Raw genomic sequence first — 15,901 nt, forward strand, 5'->3', positions numbered from 1 at the left:
TCTCGGAGGCCGTTCGGTCGTGGTCGATCCTCATCCGGGCAGTTGGTCGCCCTTGACGGCCGTGACGAAGGTCGCCCAGCCATTCGCCGGGAACACAACCACTGGACCGTGCGGGTGCTTACTGTCCCGCACGGGGACGACGGCGGCGAAGTCGTCTGAGACCTCGACGCACTGGCCGCCGTCCTGGTTGCTGTAGCTGCTCTTGCGCCAGGTCACGGCACTCAGGTCGATGGATCGCACGGCACTTCCTCCAACATGCGCAGGATGAACTTTTGCGACTCGGCCGGGGAAAGCGCCAGGTCACGCGTCGCATCGTACGCACGTTGCATGCGCTCCACCGCGACGTTCTCCTCGATGAGTTCGCCCCCGTAGCCGTGCTCGGTGTACGCCACGGTACGCCCGTCGGACAAGCGAAGAAACATGACGTCCGTCGTCGAGAGGCCGTGCAACCCGGCACTCTGAGGAAGCACTTGAAGGGTCAGGTTCGACCGCTCTGATAGCTCGACCAGGTGCTCCAGCTGCTCTCGCCACTCTCTCGCATCTTGCAGCGCGGTTCTGAGCACGGCATCCGAGAGGATGGTCCGGAATGGTGGTGAGCCCTCCCCTTCCACGAGGTCCCGCCGTCCCATTCGCGCTTCCACCTGCTGCGTCAGCTCTACTCCGCTGGATCCACCGGAAGCCAGCAACTCCCGCGCGTACCCCCGCGTCTGCAACAACCCCGGCAGCACGCTCACCGCGAAGTGCCACAGGCTCACCGCCTCGGCCTCCAGCGTCATGTAACGCCGGTACCGCTCCTTGAACTGGGTCTTGTCCCCGCGCGCAAGCTCCCACAGCACGAGCAGCATCCCCGAGGTCCCGTAGTGCTGGTCCAGCGCCTGGACGACCTCCGGCCCGCCCAGGGTTTCGCCCTTCTCCATCTTCCCGAAGAGCGACCAGTCCCACCCCAGCCGCTCTCCCAGCTGCCGCAGGCTCGCCCCGCTCCCCGCCCTCAGCTGCCGCAGTTCCTCCGCGAACCGTTGCCGCGGCTCCTGGCTGCGGCCCGTGACCACCCGGCGTGGCGGCATCACGGCTCCCCTCCTTGGCCTCCGTGGAAGGTGTGGAACTACCGCCGCGGGCTGGGGAACCAGCCCCCCTCCACGGTGTTGCCAGCCTCCTGCGGGATCCATGCTCGTAGTGCCCGGGCTACGCACCGTAATCCACCTCACACGCCCCGGTCCGGGAAAACAGGTCACCGCCAGCCGAAGGAGTCCGTCATGCCCGCTCCCCGACCCGCCACCCCAGCCCAGCGCAAGATCAAGGAAGCCATGGACGCCCGTGACGCCCTCGCCACCGCCCTCACCCGGGCCGGCATCCAGTTGCCCGCCATGGACGTCCGTACCCCGTGGGCCGATGAGTCCCGCTATGCCCTCGTCCACCTCGGCCTCTGCTCGGCACCCGTGGCACACGCCCTCGCGGAAGTGATCACCCGGGGCGCCTCCCGATGACGGCCGACGACCTGCCCGATCCCGGTCCCGGCCCCGCCCCGGCCATCGGCGCGATCCTCCGGGACACCCGCCGCAACCGCCTCGGCATCGTCACCGACCGCATCGGCCCCTACCTCCGGATCCGCCCTCTCACCGGCGGCCGGGCTTGGGAAGCGGAATCGGAAGACACCGAGCCGGTCAGCGCCGCGGAAGTGCTCCGGGCCCGCCTCGCGGAGGTCAACGCCCGGAGCCGTAGGCCCCGTCCGAGCGGCTGAGGCGGCCGGCCGCTCCCGCACCCCGTCATTGTCGGTGGCCACTGCCATCCCGATCCTCGGATATTTCCGCCCATCAGGCCCGTAACCAGCGAGGATGCCGGACAATGTCGGAGGAACTTGTCCCGGTACCGGCACGGACTGCGACGGCGCACGCCGTCAGAAGGTGAGCGAGACGCGCAATGGCCCAGCAGCCGCCCCTCCTCCGCGATGTGATCGACATCAAGGAGTCGATCTCCACCTCCGACTTCGTCCTGCAGCTCTCCGAGGCCACCACCCCCGAGGGTGCCGAGCTCGCGCTCAAGGACTACGTCGTCACGGAACGGCTGCTGGAGAACTTCGACGAGGCCCTCGGCCTCATCAAGGCCTCCCTCGACGGACACACCTCGAAGGCCGCTTACCTCCACGGTTCCTTCGGTTCCGGTAAGTCGCACTTCATGGCCGTGCTGCACGCCCTCCTCAGCGGCAGCCCGGCCGCCCGCCGCCGCTCCGACTTCGACCCCGTACTCGCCAAGCACGAGTGGCTCACCACGGACGGCAAGAAGTTCCTCCTCGTCCCGTACCACATGCTCGGCGCGAAGGCCCTGGAGCAGCGGGTCCTCGGCACCTACGTGAGCCACGTCAAGAAGCTCCACCCCGAGGCGCCGACCCCCCGGGTCTACCGCACCGACTCCCTCTTCGCCGACATCCACGCCATGCGCGAGCGGATGGGCGACGAGGCCGTCATCAAGGGCCTCGGCTCGGTCGGCGGGGAGGCGGACGAGGACGACGAGTGGGGCGAGTCCTTCGCCTGGACGCCCGCCCTCCTCGACACCGCGCTCGCCGCCGAGGAGATCCACGAGGCCGGGTACGCGCTCAACCTCGTCACCCCCTCCACCCCCGTCGAGCTGCGCGCCCGCCTGGTCCAGGACGCCAGCACCAACCTGCTGCCCGGCTTCACTCAGAACGCCCACGAGAACGAGCACGGCTTCATCTCGCTCGACGCCGGCCTGTCCGTGATCGCCGAACACGCGAAGTCCCTCGGCTACGACGGCCTGATCCTCTTCCTCGACGAGCTGATCCTGTGGCTGGCCACCCTCATCCACGACCAGAAGTTCGTGGGCCGCGAGGCCGGCAAGATCACCAACTTCGTGGAAGGCGCCGACGCCCGCCGGGCCATCCCGATCGTGTCGTTCATCGCCCGCCAGCGCGACCTGCGCGAGCTGGTCGGCGAGGAGCTGTCCGGGGCCGCCGAGTCCTCCATCCAGGACACCCTCAACCAGGCCTCCGGCCGGTTCGACAAGATCACCCTGGAGGACCGCAACCTCCCGCAGGTCGCGCACGCCCGCCTGCTCCGGCCCAAGGACGCCGAGGCGGCCGCCCTCATCACCGCCGAGTTCGAGAAGACCCGCAAGGTCCGCCAGGAGGTGTGGGACACCCTCCTCGGCTCCGACCGCGGCGCCGACGGCGTCGGGGCCGACGAGGAGAGCTTCCGGCTCACCTACCCGTTCTCCCCCGCCTTCATGGACACGCTCGTCCACGTCTCCTCCGCACTGCAGCGCAACCGCACCGGCATGAAGCTGATGGGCCAGCTCCTCGCCGACCACCGCCACGAGCTGCGCCTGGGCGACCTGATCCCGGTCGGCGACCTGTACCCGCTGATCACCGCGGGCGGCGACAAGCCGTTCACCGACAGCCTCAAGGTCGTCTTCGAGGCCGCCGACAAGCTCTACCGCACCAAGCTGCGCCCGTTCCTCCTCGCCACGTACAACGTGTCGGAGGAGGACGTAGAGCAGTACACCCACCGCCCCGAGACCCTCACCGACCCGGAGCTGCGCGGCCGGGTGAAGACCTTCGTCGGCGACAACCGGATCATCGGCACCCTCCTCCTCTCCGCGCTCGCGCCGAGCGTTCCGGCCCTCGCCGACCTGACGATCCGCCGCCTGTCCGCGCTGAACTACGGCTCGGTCGTCGCCCCGATCCCCGGCCGCGAGTACGGCATCCTCAAGAACAAGGTCGCCGACTGGGCGGGCCGCTTCCCGGAGATCAAGGAGACCGGCACCGACGCCAACCCGGGCGTCCGCCTGGAGCTCTCCGGCGTCGACGTCGACTCGGTCATCGCCAACGCCAACGTCAACAACAACCCGGGCAACCGCCTCGCCCTCGCCAAGCGGCTGCTCGCCGAGGAGCTCGACCTCAGCCAGGGCCAGCTGGTCGACGAGCTGAACTTCGTCTGGCGCGGCACCAGCCGCGCCGTCGAGGTGATCTTCGGGAACATGGCGGACGAGGACGAGCTGCCCGACCACGACCTCATGCCCCGCGAGGAGGGCCGCTGGCGCATCGCCATCGACCTCCCCTTCGACGACGGCGAGTACGGCCCCGTCGAGGACGCCAACCGCATCCGCCGCCTGAGGGAGAAGCAGCAGGACGAGCGGTCCCGCACCGTCGCCTGGCTGCCCACCCACCTCTCCAGCCAGCGGTACGCCGACTTCTGCCGCCTCGTGGTCATCGACAAGGCGCTCGCTGACGACCAGCGCTTCGACAGCCAGTACGCCGGCCACCTGAACGCCGACAACCGGGCCCGCGCCAAGGGCCTCCTGGAGACCCAGCGCGAATCCCTGCTGAAGAACGTCAAGGCCGCCTTCAAGCAGGCGTACGGCCTCGCCGAGAAGAAGCCGGCGGACGTGGAGCTGGGCTTCAGCGACCACCTGGAGTCGCTGCGCGAGGTCGACGGGCTCACCCTCTCCTTCGGGCAGTCGCTGCGCGACGGCATCCGGCACATCGCCGGCAAGCTGCTCGCCACCCAGTTCCCCGACCACCCCGACCTCGACCCCGAGAACACCGGGACGGTCGTCAAGGCCGCCGACGCCAGGAAGGTCTTCACCCACGTCCGGGCCGCGGCCGAAGCCCGCGACCACCGGGCCGAGGTCCCGGCGGGCGACCGGGCGCTGATGCGGCGGATCGCCGGTCCGCTGCGCCTCGGGCAGCAGAAGGAGGCGTACTTCGAGCTGTCCACCTTCTGGGCCGACCACTTCCGCCAGCTCGCCCGTGAGAAGGGTGTCACCAGCGACCTCACTCTGATCACGCTCACCGACTGGAGCGACAAGCCCACCCCCCGCGGACTGCCCGACTTCCTCGTCCGGCTTGTCGTGGCCTCCTTCGCCGAGATGGACGACCGGGTCTGGGTGCGGGAAGGCATGCCGCTCGACCCCGCCCCGGAACTGACCCAGATCAAGGACCGCGACGCCCTGCGCAGCCAGCCCCTGCCCTCCGCCGAGGACTGGGAGACGGCCCGGCAGCGCTTCGCCGCGGTCTTCGGCCAGACGGCCCCCACCCTCCTGCGCGGTCGCATCGTCAACCAGTTCGCCCGCCAGATCACCGAGCAGGCCCGTGCCTTCCAGGAGCCCGCCGCCGAGCTCGTCCAGCGGCTGGAGGACCACGCCGGGTTCCTGCACCTCGACCAGACCGGTGAGACCGGCCGCCTCGCCCTCGCCCGGCAGGCCGTGGAACTGCTGAAGGCCCTGACCGGGACGGCGGGCCAGGGAGCCGCGGGGGCGAAGAAGACAGTGGAGGCACTGGCCCGCTTCGACCTCGGCCAGGCGAGCGCCGAGCAGTACGGCACGTCCATCGCCCAGGCCCGAAAGGTCGCCGAAGCGCTGGCCGCCGCGTCCTGGAGCACGCTGGAACTGGCGTCGGCCGAGGGCCCGGAAGGGGAAGCCCTCCTTGAGTCCCTGCGCAATGTGGCCCGCAGTGAACAGCAGCGCACGGACAGGCTGGAAGAGGCACTCGTACGAACCCAGCGCGAGGTCCTGGCCCTGATCAAGCGGAACCGGGCTGTCTCCCCGCCGCCGGTAGCACCGATCCCCGCCCCGGGGCCCTCCGACGTCCCGCTGGACACACCCACCAGCGACCCCCGGATCCCGTACGAGCCGCAGCAGCCGTCTCCCGCCCCCACCGCGGGGCGGAAGTACCGCACGAGTGGTGGAGGTACGACCACGGCCTCGCGCGCGGTGGCCGAGCTCCAGGCGGAGCTGGCGGAGCTGGCCGCCGCCGAGCCGGGCGCCAGGGTCGAGATCACCTGGCGGGTCGTCGGCGGATGAGCAGCACTTCCACCACGGTCGCCGTCCGGCTGAACCTCGCGACCGTTACCCAGTACCTGTCGTCCCAGAGCTCTCTCACCGCTTCTCTGGCCGGGAGCGGCCGGCGCCGTGCCGTGCTGCTGCGCTCCGCGCCCCAATGGGACGGCCCGGCCGAGCCCTCCTGGGGCGACGGGCTGGCCGCGCGCATCGCGGCCGCGCCCTCGCCGCTCGCCGTACACGAACTGCTGCTGGACCACCTCGACGGCAGGGTGCCCGGGCCGGCCGTGCTCGTCGTCCTGACCGACCGCGAGCAGAACGAGCTCGACCCGGCCATCCTCGCGCGCGCCCACAAGAAGCGCGTCGACACGGTCGACAGCTGGGACGTGGTCCGCGACGCGTTCCGTGCCCAGCAGGTCGACCCGCGTCTCAAGGAATCCAACTGGGCCGCGGAGGCCCTGCTCGACGCCACCCCGCCGAAGGGAGGAGGCTGGCCGCCGGTCGCCGGCGGCATGCTCTCCCGGCGCACCGCGCTGTCCTCCCTGGCCCTGCGCCGACTACGACTGGGCCGGTACGACGAGGAGGCCGAATCCGCGGGCCGGACACCGGCGGGGGACGCCCTGGACCCCCACGCCCTGTTCGGCTGGTCCCTGTCCGCCGGCGGACCCGAACTCCTCCTGAAGCTGCGCCGTCCGGAGCGCGACGGCCTTGCCGCGTTCCTCGGGGAGGAGGACCAGGCCGGCCTCGCCGGGCGGGCGCTCCTCGCACTGGTCGAGGCCGACCACGGCGCGGACGCGGTGGCGTTCGGCCTCGTCTGCGCGGCGCTGTGGGTGCACTGCCGACCGGATGCCTCCGCGTACAAGGCACGGGGACGGGCCGAGCGCTGGTTCGGCGAACAGCCTCTTGCCAAGGGCGAGGAGCTGGATCTCCTCGTGTCCCGGTTCGGCCTCGCCGCCGAGGAGTACGTCGCCTCGCTCCTGACGTCCGCGGCCCGCGGTACCGGTGGCGACCCCGAAACCGCGCGCGAGGCCCGGCGGCTCAGCGACACCGTCCTGGACCGTGCTTCCGTACTGGTCCGCCAATTCGGCGCGGAGGATGCCGCCGAGGCCAGTGCGCTGCTCGCGGCCGGCCTGGAGGCGCGCTTCGCAGCGGTGGGCCGAGCTCTGTCGGACGGGCAGCCCCTCGTCATCGCCGATGCCGTACGCGCCCTCGGCGAACACAAGCAGGCCGGCGGTCCGGACGTCCTGCCACGGGTGGAACGGGCCCGAATGGCACAGCGGTTGGCGCAGTGGCTGGCCGGCGACCCGGCCGTCTCCTCCGACACCGTCGCCGACGCGCTGCAACGACACATCACCGAGACCGGGTGGGTGGACCGGGCGCTCGAACACATCGAAGCGGGCGGCGATCCCACCCCCGTCCTGAAGTCGGCGCACGACACGCTCGGCGAGCGGGTGCGCCGCAAACGACGTGAGATCGACGGTGAGTTCGCCCGCGCCCTGGCCGGCTGGACTTCCGCCGGCACCCGACCCGGCTCCATGCTGACGGTGGAGACCTTCCTGGAGCGGGTCGTGAAGCCGGTGGTCCGCCGTGGGGCCGACCGCAGGGTGCTCCTGCTGGTCCTGGACGGGATGAGCGCTGCAATCGCCGGCGAGCTCGGTGAAGAACTGCGGTCCGTCTGGGCCGAGTTCGACCCGTTGGACGAGGGTGCGCCACGCCGCCGCGCGATGGCCGCCGCCCTGCCCACCCTGACGACGGTCTGCCGTACGTCCCTGTTCGCGGGAAGGCTGACGAAGGGAACCCAGGCCGAGGAGAAGAAGCTCTTCCCCGCCCACGCCTTCTGGGACGGGGCCCCGGCCGCGGTCTTCCACAAGGACGAGCTCCGAGCCGAGGGCTCGGGCGACACCTTCGGGCCCGCACTCACCGAAGCCCTCGGTGACGGGCGGACGCACGTCGCGGTGGTTCTGAACACCATCGACGACCGCCTCGCCAAGGAACAGAAGCTCGGCGACGGTGCCTGGCGCCTCGATGAGATAGGGCGGCTGCGCGATCTGCTGCGGGTCGCCGCCGCCCAGGGCATGGCCGTCATCCTCACCAGCGACCACGGCCACGTCGTGGACCGTCGCGATGTCAAGGTCAGTGCCACGGCCCCGGACTCGGCGCGGCACCGCGCCCCCGGCGGGCCGCTGGCGGAGGCGGAGGTCGCGCTGTCGGGGCCTCGTGTGGTCTGGCCCGAGCCGGGCGGCTCGATCGTCGCCCTGTGGGACGCGGACTCGCGGTACACCGCGCTCAAAGCGGGCTACCACGGGGGAGCATCCCTCAGCGAGTTCACCATCCCCGTGCTCGCCTTCCTGCCGTTCGGCGCGACGCCGCCCGAGGGCTGGCGCGAGCTGGGCGATCAGCGTCCGGCGTGGTGGTTCCTGGAGGAGCAGAAGCCGCTTCGGGCCGTCCCCCAGGCCTCTCCCTCGCCCGCTCCGCCGGAGAAGCCGAGCCGGCAGAAGCCGACGAAGGCGCAGGCCGAACTCGCCCAGACCCACGACTCCCTCTTCGACGTGGCTCTGGTTCCGGCGGCCGAAGGCGAGGGTGCCCTGGTCGCGCCCGTCCTGGTCGCGCCGGACGAGGCACTCGTCACGGCGCTGCTCGCGTCCGAGGCCTTCCAGGACCAGGTCGGGCTACTGGCCCGCAAGCCTCCGTTGGACAAGCTGGAAAAGGCGATACTGGCACTCCTGGAGGCCGGCGGCACCCTGCCCGTGACGGCTGTGGCGCAGCGCGTCGACTACCCGGCCACCCGTGCGGACGGCTTTGCCGCAGTGCTGCGTCAGGTCCTCAACTACGACGGAGTGCAGGTCCTGCAGACCCTGCCGGACGGACGCACGCTCCGTCTCGACAGGGGTCTGCTGCAACTGCAGTTCGGGGTATGAGGCGGTGGCTCAGCCGGCGTAGTCACGCAGCAGGGTGGTGAAGGCCGTCAGCTCCCGCATCGACTCGAGGGGCAAAGGTTCCGCGTCGAAATGAGCGATGCGGTTCCGGACATCCTTCACGCGTTGCAGGTGACGGACGAACTGGCCGCGGTCCAGGTACTCACACTGGAGCGCGGCCCAGTTGAGGTCCGCCTGTTGGGCCATGGTCTGCTTCTTCTGCTCGCCGTTGAGGAGGTAGACGTAGTCACCGAACGCCAGGTCCTCGACCCTGCCCGAGCGGTGCTCCGGCTTCTTGTTCGTCTGGACCGCCTTGATTGCCTCTTCACTGAGCTTGGCCCCCAGCCACCGGCGGAGGAGGGATTCGATCTCGCCGAGCAGGAAGAAGGGGCGGGCAGCGCTCTCGAAGCGGCCGACCACGTGGGCCTGCGTCACGATGCCGGACAGGCTTCCGTCCTCGCCCCGGACCAGAAGGTAGCCGTGCTCCGACAGCATCGGCAGGCAGGCGAAGAACTCCTGCCGCGCATCGGCCAGCGGCAGCGACTCCTGCTGCATGGCGTTCTCCAGGCTGCTCTCCTTCCCCCGCTCGTACATGAGGGCCAGTGAGCGCCACGTGATGACGCCGTGGATCGTGGTCATGCCCGTCGTAACCGGTATCTGGGCATAGCCTCGCTGGCGCATCAGGTACGTCGCCTGGGACAGCTCCGTGGTGAGGGACACGCACCGCACCCCGCCACGGGCCGACGGCAGGTCACCGATGCGGAGCCGCTGGGGCAGAGCGGCCGACGGGAGTGGATCCCGCTCCCCCGAGTCGGCTTCGTCGGCCTCGGGCACGGACTGCACGGCCGTGGCGAAAGGGACGACCTGGACACGCTCGCCCGGAGCGCAGGTGGCGAAGTCCGGCAGGGTGGCGAGCCCCGCATCGGTCAGTGCTTCCGCGATCTCGTGCACGTTCCACGGCCGGCGCACCCGCACGCCGAACAGGTCCAGCAGCTCCCCGAGGGGTACCTCTGTGCCCTTGAGCGCCAGGAGCTCTTCGGTGCTCGGCTTCTGGTTCACTTGACCGCCTTGCCGTCGGTCATGTCGCGCAGGATCGTCCGCTTGCCCATGGCTGCGTACACCATGTCCTCGAGCTGCTTGGCCCGCGCCGCGTAGAACGCCTCGTAGTCGTTGTTCCTCAGGAAGTACGGATCGATCAGGTGCGTCGCGATGACGTCGTCGAACCACTCACGGCGCATGTCGGAGGCAGCGGCGAGCGAGTCGAGGTAGCTACCGGGTGCGCCGGTGAGGGCCTGGGCCGCACGCAGGGACAGCGGGGTCTTGTTGACGATGGAGTTGGCAGGGGGGATCTTGGCCCCGTCCCGGTTCCGGCGCACCCAGGCCCGGGGGAAAATGTGCCGGACGTCCACGCCGTACTCGTCCATCAGGCTGGGCTTCAGCGGCGCGTCCGTGTAGTGCCAGTCCACCGCGCCCTGCTTGATGAGCAGCGCATAGATTCCCTTGTAGGCAGCGCTGTTCCGCGTGGTGAGCGTGTCCAGCCGCTCCGGGAAGAAGTAGGCGTCGGTGACGGTCTCCGGTGCGGGCCCCTCGCGCCGGACCCATGCCACCAGCTGTTCGACGTCCCGGGTGAAGCGGGTCTCGGTGGAGCCGCCGTACATCTCACCGAGCACGCCGCACCAATACCACTGCGTGATCATGTCTTCCGCGCCGAGCCTGTCGGTGGCCTCCCCGAGGATGGCCCTGACCGCGGCGAGGGGTACCAGCTGGGTCCGGTAGGGCAGCTCGGCGGCGCGCACGATGCACTGCCTCTCGAGGAAGGCGCCGGCCCAGGTGAAAGCCTGGGCAAGCCGCGGCGCGAGCGACTCGAAGTCCGCCAGGGGGAGCTCCAGGAGGTCGCGGCGCTTGCAGGAGACGCCGGTGCCCAGGCCGTCCTGCTTCCGGGACCACGTGCGGACCAGTGCCACGGCCTGCAGGAAATCGCTGCTGCTCAGTCCGTCGTCGATGCCCGCCTCGAGCCGTCCGAACACAGGGTGGCGGCCGGCCAGGTCTTCCTTGATCGCCCGCCAGACCTGCGGCAGCTGGTAGTAGTCTCCGGTCCGCTCGCGGTAGGCCCGGTCACCGGCGTAGGTCGCCGTCAGGAGCTCGAACACGTTGAGGGGAACACCCCCCGTGTTCACCCGCTCGAAGACGGCGCACACCGCGTCCATGGAGGTGGAGGCTGCCAATTTGATCATGGGCACCTGGAAGGAGCGCACGGGCTCCAGGACCTGCTCCTCGAAGCGGCTCCACCGGTCGAAATGGCCGTCGTCCATCTTCTCGTACGCTCGTCGCCAGGCATTCACCTTGGCGGTGTCGAAGACGATGCTCAGGGGGAAGAGTCCGGCAGCGCACTCGCCTTCGGCAGTGGTCAGGTCGTGGACGACGCTTCGGGCGAAGTTGGACCGCTGGACCTTGTCCTCCGGTACGGACACGATGGCCTCGTCGCGGTCCGCGGGCGAGCCGATGGCGTTCTTGATGTCCACGTAGTACCAGCGCCTGACAGGGTTGCCACGCGCATCGGTGGTCTCGACAGGACTGTCCTGGAACAGAGCTTGGAACAGCGAGGTGAGACGCTGCTGTCCGTCGAGGAGCAGCAGGCTGGGCGCCACCTCCTCCGCCACCTGCGCGCCGGTGAGGGCACGGGCACGGAACGGTGAGTCGGCCCCTGTCTCCAGCGTCATCACCACGCCCAGGGGGTAGTCGAGCGTCACCGTCGCAACAATGGCTCGAATTCGATCGTCGTCCCACTTCCAGTCCCGCTGGAAGTCGGGCAGTTGAAGGGAGCCTGACGCCACATCCGTCAGGAGCGCCTTGAGTTTCACATTGTCGAGTCCTGCCACGTGCCCGTTCCCCACCCTCGCAGTGCTGCGCGTTCTTCACGCGGGCGGCGATTAGACCAATCACGCGACACTGAGGTCAACGAGATCGGCCACACCAGTAGTCGACTTCGGCCAACCGCTGGACGCCCCTGGAATGGGACACTGATGGGGTGAGTACCGCTGCTTCCTCCCGTCCCTCCCCGGCCAGCGCGGCGCGGCGCCGTGCGGTAGTCGACGCCTTGCGCCGAGGCGCCGTTCCCGAAAGCGGGCTCGACCTCCTGGCCACCGGCCTGGACCGGTTCGAGGCAGCACTCGATTCCGAGCTCGACGCGGCCGCCTCCGGTTCTTCGGTGTTCAAGGCCGTCCGCGGGGAGTACGGATCGGGCAAGACCTTCTTCACCCGATGGCTGGGTGAACGGGCCAAGCGGAGGGGCTTCGCGCTGGCGGAGATCCAGATCTCCGAGACGGAGACCCCCCTCCACAAGCTGGAGACCGTCTACCGGCGTCTGACCGAGCGGCTCACCACTACGAGCTTTCCCCCGAGCGCGCTCCGGCCAGTCGTGGACTCGTGGTTCTACACCCTGGAAGAGGACGCCCTCGCGGACGGCGCCGACGAGGAAGACCTCCCGCAGGCGGTCGAGAAGCTGCTGACGGCACGATTGGCCGAGGTGTCGCGGCACGCGCCCTCGTTCGCCACGGCACTGCGCGGCTACAAGTCAGCCCTTGCCGGAGGCGACGAGGCGACAGCGGCGGCCGTGCTGGCCTGGCTGGGTGGCCAGCCGCACGTGGCTGCGGCCGCGCGACGCTCTGCCGGAGTCCGCGGCGACCTCGATCATTTCGGGGCCTTGGGCTTCTTGCAGGGCCTCCTGACCGTGCTGCGCGATTCAGGGCACAACGGCCTGTTCGTCGTTCTGGACGAGGTCGAGACCTTGCAGCGCGTCCGTTCGGACGCTCGGGACAAGGCGTTGAACGCCCTTCGGCAGCTCATCGACGAGGTGCACTCCGGCCGGTTCCCCGGCCTCTATCTCCTGATCACCGGAACTCCTGCGTTCTACGACGGGCAGCAGGGGGTTCAGCGGCTCGCTCCTCTCGCCCAGCGCCTCGCCACCGATTTCACCACCGACCCGCGCTTCGACAACCCCCGTGCGGTCCAAGTGCGGCTGCCGGGCTTCACCCAGGAGTCGCTGGTCGGCCTCGGAGTGACCATCCGGAATCTGTATGCGGAGGGTGCCTCCTCGCCGGAACGCGTGAAGTCACTCGCCGACGACGCGTACATCGCCGACCTCGCGCGCGCGGTGGGCGGAGCCCTCGGAGGGAAGGCAGGAGTGGCGCCCCGGCTGTTCCTCAAGAAACTGGTCGGTGACGTGCTGGACCGCGTCGACCAATTCGAGGACTTCGACCCGCGTCGGCACTATCGGCTGACCGTGACGACCAGCGAACTCACGGACGTGGAGCGCAATCACGCGGCATCCGGATCAGCCGACGACATCGACCTGGACATGTGATGGGTGCAGTCCCGGCGGGTGGGACAGGGTCCGCCCACACCAGCCCCCACCCAGACGGCACGGATCCCGTCGACCGGCTCGATCCCGTCATCCTCCACCATGTCGTGAACACGCTCGGCTGGCCCGACCTGCGGCCTCTGCAGCGGGCCGCGATCGATCCGCTCATGGACGGCGAGGACGCAGTGCTGCTCGCGCCCACCGCTGGCGGCAAGACCGAGGCAGCGTGCCTGCCGATCCTGTCTGCGATGTCCCACCAGCGCTGGTCCGGCACGTCCGTTCTCTACCTGTGCCCGCTCAAAGCGCTCCTCAACAACCTGGTCACCCGTGTCGACTCCTACGCCCAGTGGCTCGGCCGCCGGGCCGAGCTGTGGCACGGAGACACCAAGGAGTCTCAGCGCAGGCGCATCCGTACAGATACACCTGACATCCTCCTCACCACTCCTGAGTCCCTCGAGGCCATGCTCATCGGGGTCAAGACCGACCACGCCCATCTTCTTGGCGGGATCCGGGCAGTCGTGGTGGACGAGGTGCACGCGTTCGCGGGCGACGACCGGGGCTGGCACCTCCTCGCCGTGCTGGAGCGTCTGGAGCAGGTCACGGGACACCCCATCCAGCGGATCGGCCTCTCTGCGACGGTCGGAAACCCTCATCAACTGCTCACCTGGCTCCAGGGTTCCGGCGCGGGTGAGCGTCCGGGGCGGGTCGTCGCCCCCGACCTCACCCTGACGCCGGCTGCGGCCCCGACCGCGGCCGCCACGGGCGGGAGTCTTCGGCCGCCGGGCGAGGTGGAACTGGACTACGTGGGGTCCCTCGACAACGCGTCCAAGTTGATCGCGGCCCTGCACCGGGGGGAGAAGCGGCTGGTGTTCTGCGAGTCCAGACGCCAGGTGGAGGAGCTGGGAGCAGCCCTGCGGGCGCGCGAAGTGACGGTGTTCCTCTCGCACGCCTCCCTCTCGGCCGAGGAGAGAGCCCGTTCGGAACAGGCCTTCGCCGAAGCGCGCGACTGCGTCATCGTCTCCACCTCCACCCTGGAGCTGGGCATCGACGTGGGCGACCTGGACCGCGTCATCCAGATCGACTCGCCCCGCACCGTGGCCTCCTTCCTCCAGCGCATCGGCCGTACCGGCCGGCGCCCGGGGTCCACTCGCAACTGTCTGTTCCTCGCCACCGGCAAGGACACCCTGCTGCAAGCCGCCGCCCTGCTGCTCCTCTGGGGGCGCGGCTGGGTCGAACCAGTCACACCCCCTCCGGAGCCTCGCCACCTCGTGGCGCAGCAGTTGCTCGCCGCCACGCTTCAGCGGCACCGCATCGGCGACCAGTCGTGGCAAGGCATGTGGAACGGACTGGCTCCGTTCGACCGATCGGCTTCTCCCATCCTTCGCCACCTGGTGAGCGAGGGGTTCCTCGATGAGGACGGCAGCATGCTCTTCATCGGTCCTGAGGCGGAGCGCCGATTCGGCCGGCGTCACTTCATCGAGTTGACCGCTTCGTTCACCGCTCCTCCGCAGTTCACGGTGCTGTCGGGCCGTACCGAGATCGGGCAGACGGACCCTTCCGTGTTGACGGAGGAACGGCCGGGCCCTCGTCGACTGCTGCTCGGCGGACGCAGCTGGCAGGTGACGTTCATCGACTGGGGGCGCAAGCGGGTCTTCGTCGAGCCGGCCGATGGTGGCGGCGTCGCCAAATGGACGGGCGGGTCGCTCGCCGGCCTCTCGTACGCTCTGACCCGCTCGATGCGCGACGTGCTACTCGGAGCAGACCCCCTGGTTTCTCTCACCCGCCGGGCCGAGACATGCCTGACCGAGTGGCGCGAGCAGGATGCTCCTCACACCACGGATGCCGACGGCTCTCTGATCACCCGACTGGGGACGGATGTGCGGTGGTGGACGTGGGCCGGCTACCGGGCGAACGCGACGCTCGCCGCCACACTTCCGTCCATCAGTGACCCCGTCCAACGACCGACGGACTGCTACGTGCGGCTGCGAGAAGACCTGACACCCGACATGTGGCGAGTGGCTCGTGCAGGTGCAGACGGCGGAAACGCACTGGTGCTGCCCGATGTCGACCACCGAGCGGTACACGGCCTGAAGTTCTCAGCAGCGCTACCCCACCGACTCGCGATGGCCACCGTTGCCGCACGACTGGCCGACTTCGACGGAGCGCGCACGACCCTGCAGGGCCCAGTCCGTTTCCATACCGAATCCCACACGTGAGACGGTCCGGTCTTGATACTGGCGGCCATGCCTGACGTCCCCGCATCAAGACGCCAGGCAGGACGGACAGCCAGCAGATGTGATGGCGTGTTGATCGCCGACCACACATCGGACGATGTGAACTGATATGCAGAGACCTCCGGGGTTGTCGCGGCATCGCCCTGCGCGCCCAGCTGAGGAGGTACTCACCGTATGCCCGCCCAGTTCCGCACGCCATCCACCCACGGCGGCGATCCCAGCCTCGACCATTTGTAGGCCGTCCTCGAGGAACGGCGCACGTCCCTGCTGGACATGGGCGGGCGCACCCGGCTGCTGAACTTCCGGCACACCAGGACCTCAGGATGGTGTCACCGGGCCGCAGAGTGCTCTCCGTCAGCGAGAAGGCCGCGGCGCTGAACGTAGTACGCAACCGCCTGCACAGCATCGGTCTGGGCGACTTCGTCATGGCTCTGCACAGCGGACATGGCGGGGCCGATGTGACGGGGCTTCAGGACGAGCGTCATTTGAGCGTCAGCATCCCGAAGACTGCATGGGTGCTGTCAGCGAAGGGCGAGGGCGTTTCCTGCTGAATCCGCAGGTCAAGCGGCTTTCAGCAGTCTCCGGACCGCTTCACTCCTTGC

The 15,901-nt window shown here is 69.5% G+C and carries 11 protein-coding genes; 7 read left to right on the forward strand and 4 right to left on the reverse strand.

Annotated features, from left to right (window positions below):
* Positions 1–30: 30 nt before the first annotated feature.
* Both AC0666_RS17195 and AC0666_RS17200 read right to left on the reverse strand, forming a co-directional pair.
* On the reverse strand, positions 31–240 hold the full coding sequence (locus AC0666_RS17195; RefSeq protein WP_478707863.1) for a DUF397 domain-containing protein: 210 nt from the start codon (positions 238–240) through the stop codon (positions 31–33).
* Positions 222–1,064, reverse strand: a complete 843-nt coding sequence (locus AC0666_RS17200; RefSeq protein ID WP_478707906.1) for a helix-turn-helix domain-containing protein — start codon at positions 1,062–1,064, stop codon at positions 222–224. The genes AC0666_RS17195 and AC0666_RS17200 overlap by 19 nt, the downstream gene beginning before the upstream one ends.
* 189 nt (positions 1,065–1,253) lie before the next feature.
* Here AC0666_RS17200 and AC0666_RS17205 point away from each other — a divergent pair, with 189 nt between their 5' ends.
* The 4 genes from AC0666_RS17205 (at position 1,254) to pglZ (ending at position 8,708) form a co-directional block, all read left to right on the forward strand.
* On the forward strand, positions 1,254–1,484 hold the full coding sequence (locus tag AC0666_RS17205; protein ID WP_478707864.1) for a hypothetical protein: 231 nt from the start codon (positions 1,254–1,256) through the stop codon (positions 1,482–1,484).
* On the forward strand, positions 1,481–1,738 hold the full coding sequence (locus AC0666_RS17210; protein WP_478707865.1) for a hypothetical protein: 258 nt from the start codon (positions 1,481–1,483) through the stop codon (positions 1,736–1,738). The genes AC0666_RS17205 and AC0666_RS17210 overlap by 4 nt, the downstream gene beginning before the upstream one ends.
* A 179-nt stretch (positions 1,739–1,917) precedes the next feature.
* The gene (gene pglY / locus AC0666_RS17215; RefSeq protein WP_478707866.1) at positions 1,918–5,814 is read left to right on the forward strand and encodes a BREX-2 system ATPase PglY; all 3,897 of its coding nucleotides are present in this window, start codon (positions 1,918–1,920) and stop codon (positions 5,812–5,814) included.
* Positions 5,811–8,708: a BREX-2 system phosphatase PglZ gene (gene pglZ, locus AC0666_RS17220; RefSeq protein ID WP_478707867.1), complete on the forward strand. Its 2,898-nt coding sequence runs from the start codon at positions 5,811–5,813 to the stop codon at positions 8,706–8,708. Before pglY ends, pglZ begins: the two co-directional genes overlap by 4 nt.
* A 9-nt stretch (positions 8,709–8,717) precedes the next feature.
* On the opposite strand, the gene AC0666_RS17225 is transcribed toward pglZ, so the two are convergent.
* Both AC0666_RS17225 and AC0666_RS17230 read right to left on the reverse strand, forming a co-directional pair.
* The gene (locus AC0666_RS17225; protein WP_478707868.1) at positions 8,718–9,764 is read right to left on the reverse strand and encodes a CBS domain-containing protein; all 1,047 of its coding nucleotides are present in this window, start codon (positions 9,762–9,764) and stop codon (positions 8,718–8,720) included.
* On the reverse strand, positions 9,761–11,584 hold the full coding sequence (locus AC0666_RS17230) for a GmrSD restriction endonuclease domain-containing protein (protein ID WP_478707869.1): 1,824 nt from the start codon (positions 11,582–11,584) through the stop codon (positions 9,761–9,763). The genes AC0666_RS17225 and AC0666_RS17230 overlap by 4 nt, the downstream gene beginning before the upstream one ends.
* A gap of 149 nt (positions 11,585–11,733) precedes the next feature.
* On the opposite strand from AC0666_RS17230, the gene brxD reads away from it, so the two are divergent.
* From brxD to AC0666_RS17245, 3 genes are all read left to right on the forward strand, one after another.
* Positions 11,734–13,068, forward strand: coding sequence for a BREX system ATP-binding protein BrxD (gene brxD / locus AC0666_RS17235; RefSeq protein ID WP_478707870.1), 1,335 nt, complete (start codon positions 11,734–11,736; stop codon positions 13,066–13,068).
* A complete protein-coding gene (locus tag AC0666_RS17240; protein WP_478707871.1) occupies positions 13,068–15,281 on the forward strand; it encodes a DEAD/DEAH box helicase in 2,214 nt (737 codons plus the stop codon). Before brxD ends, AC0666_RS17240 begins: the two co-directional genes overlap by 1 nt.
* 341 nt (positions 15,282–15,622) lie before the next feature.
* Positions 15,623–15,850, forward strand: a complete 228-nt coding sequence (locus tag AC0666_RS17245) for a hypothetical protein (protein WP_471030043.1) — start codon at positions 15,623–15,625, stop codon at positions 15,848–15,850.
* The last annotated feature ends 51 nt before the right edge of the window (positions 15,851–15,901 follow it).

Source organism: Streptomyces sp. NPDC043680 (genome assembly GCF_056436685.1).

Bases quoted from the DNA above. Each gene is read 5' to 3' on its own strand.
- AC0666_RS17245 (WP_471030043.1), top strand. From the start codon at position 15,623: ATGGTGTCACCGGGCCGCAGAGTGCTCTCCGTCAGCGAGAAGGCCGCG.
- AC0666_RS17210 (WP_478707865.1), top strand. From the start codon at position 1,481: ATGACGGCCGACGACCTGCCCGATCCCGGTCCCGGCCCCGCCCCGGCC.
- AC0666_RS17205 (WP_478707864.1), top strand. From the start codon at position 1,254: ATGCCCGCTCCCCGACCCGCCACCCCAGCCCAGCGCAAGATCAAGGAA.
- pglY (WP_478707866.1), top strand. From the start codon at position 1,918: ATGGCCCAGCAGCCGCCCCTCCTCCGCGATGTGATCGACATCAAGGAG.
- AC0666_RS17200 (WP_478707906.1), bottom strand. From the start codon at position 1,064: ATGCCGCCACGCCGGGTGGTCACGGGCCGCAGCCAGGAGCCGCGGCAA.
- AC0666_RS17240 (WP_478707871.1), top strand. From the start codon at position 13,068: ATGGGTGCAGTCCCGGCGGGTGGGACAGGGTCCGCCCACACCAGCCCC.
- pglZ (WP_478707867.1), top strand. From the start codon at position 5,811: ATGAGCAGCACTTCCACCACGGTCGCCGTCCGGCTGAACCTCGCGACC.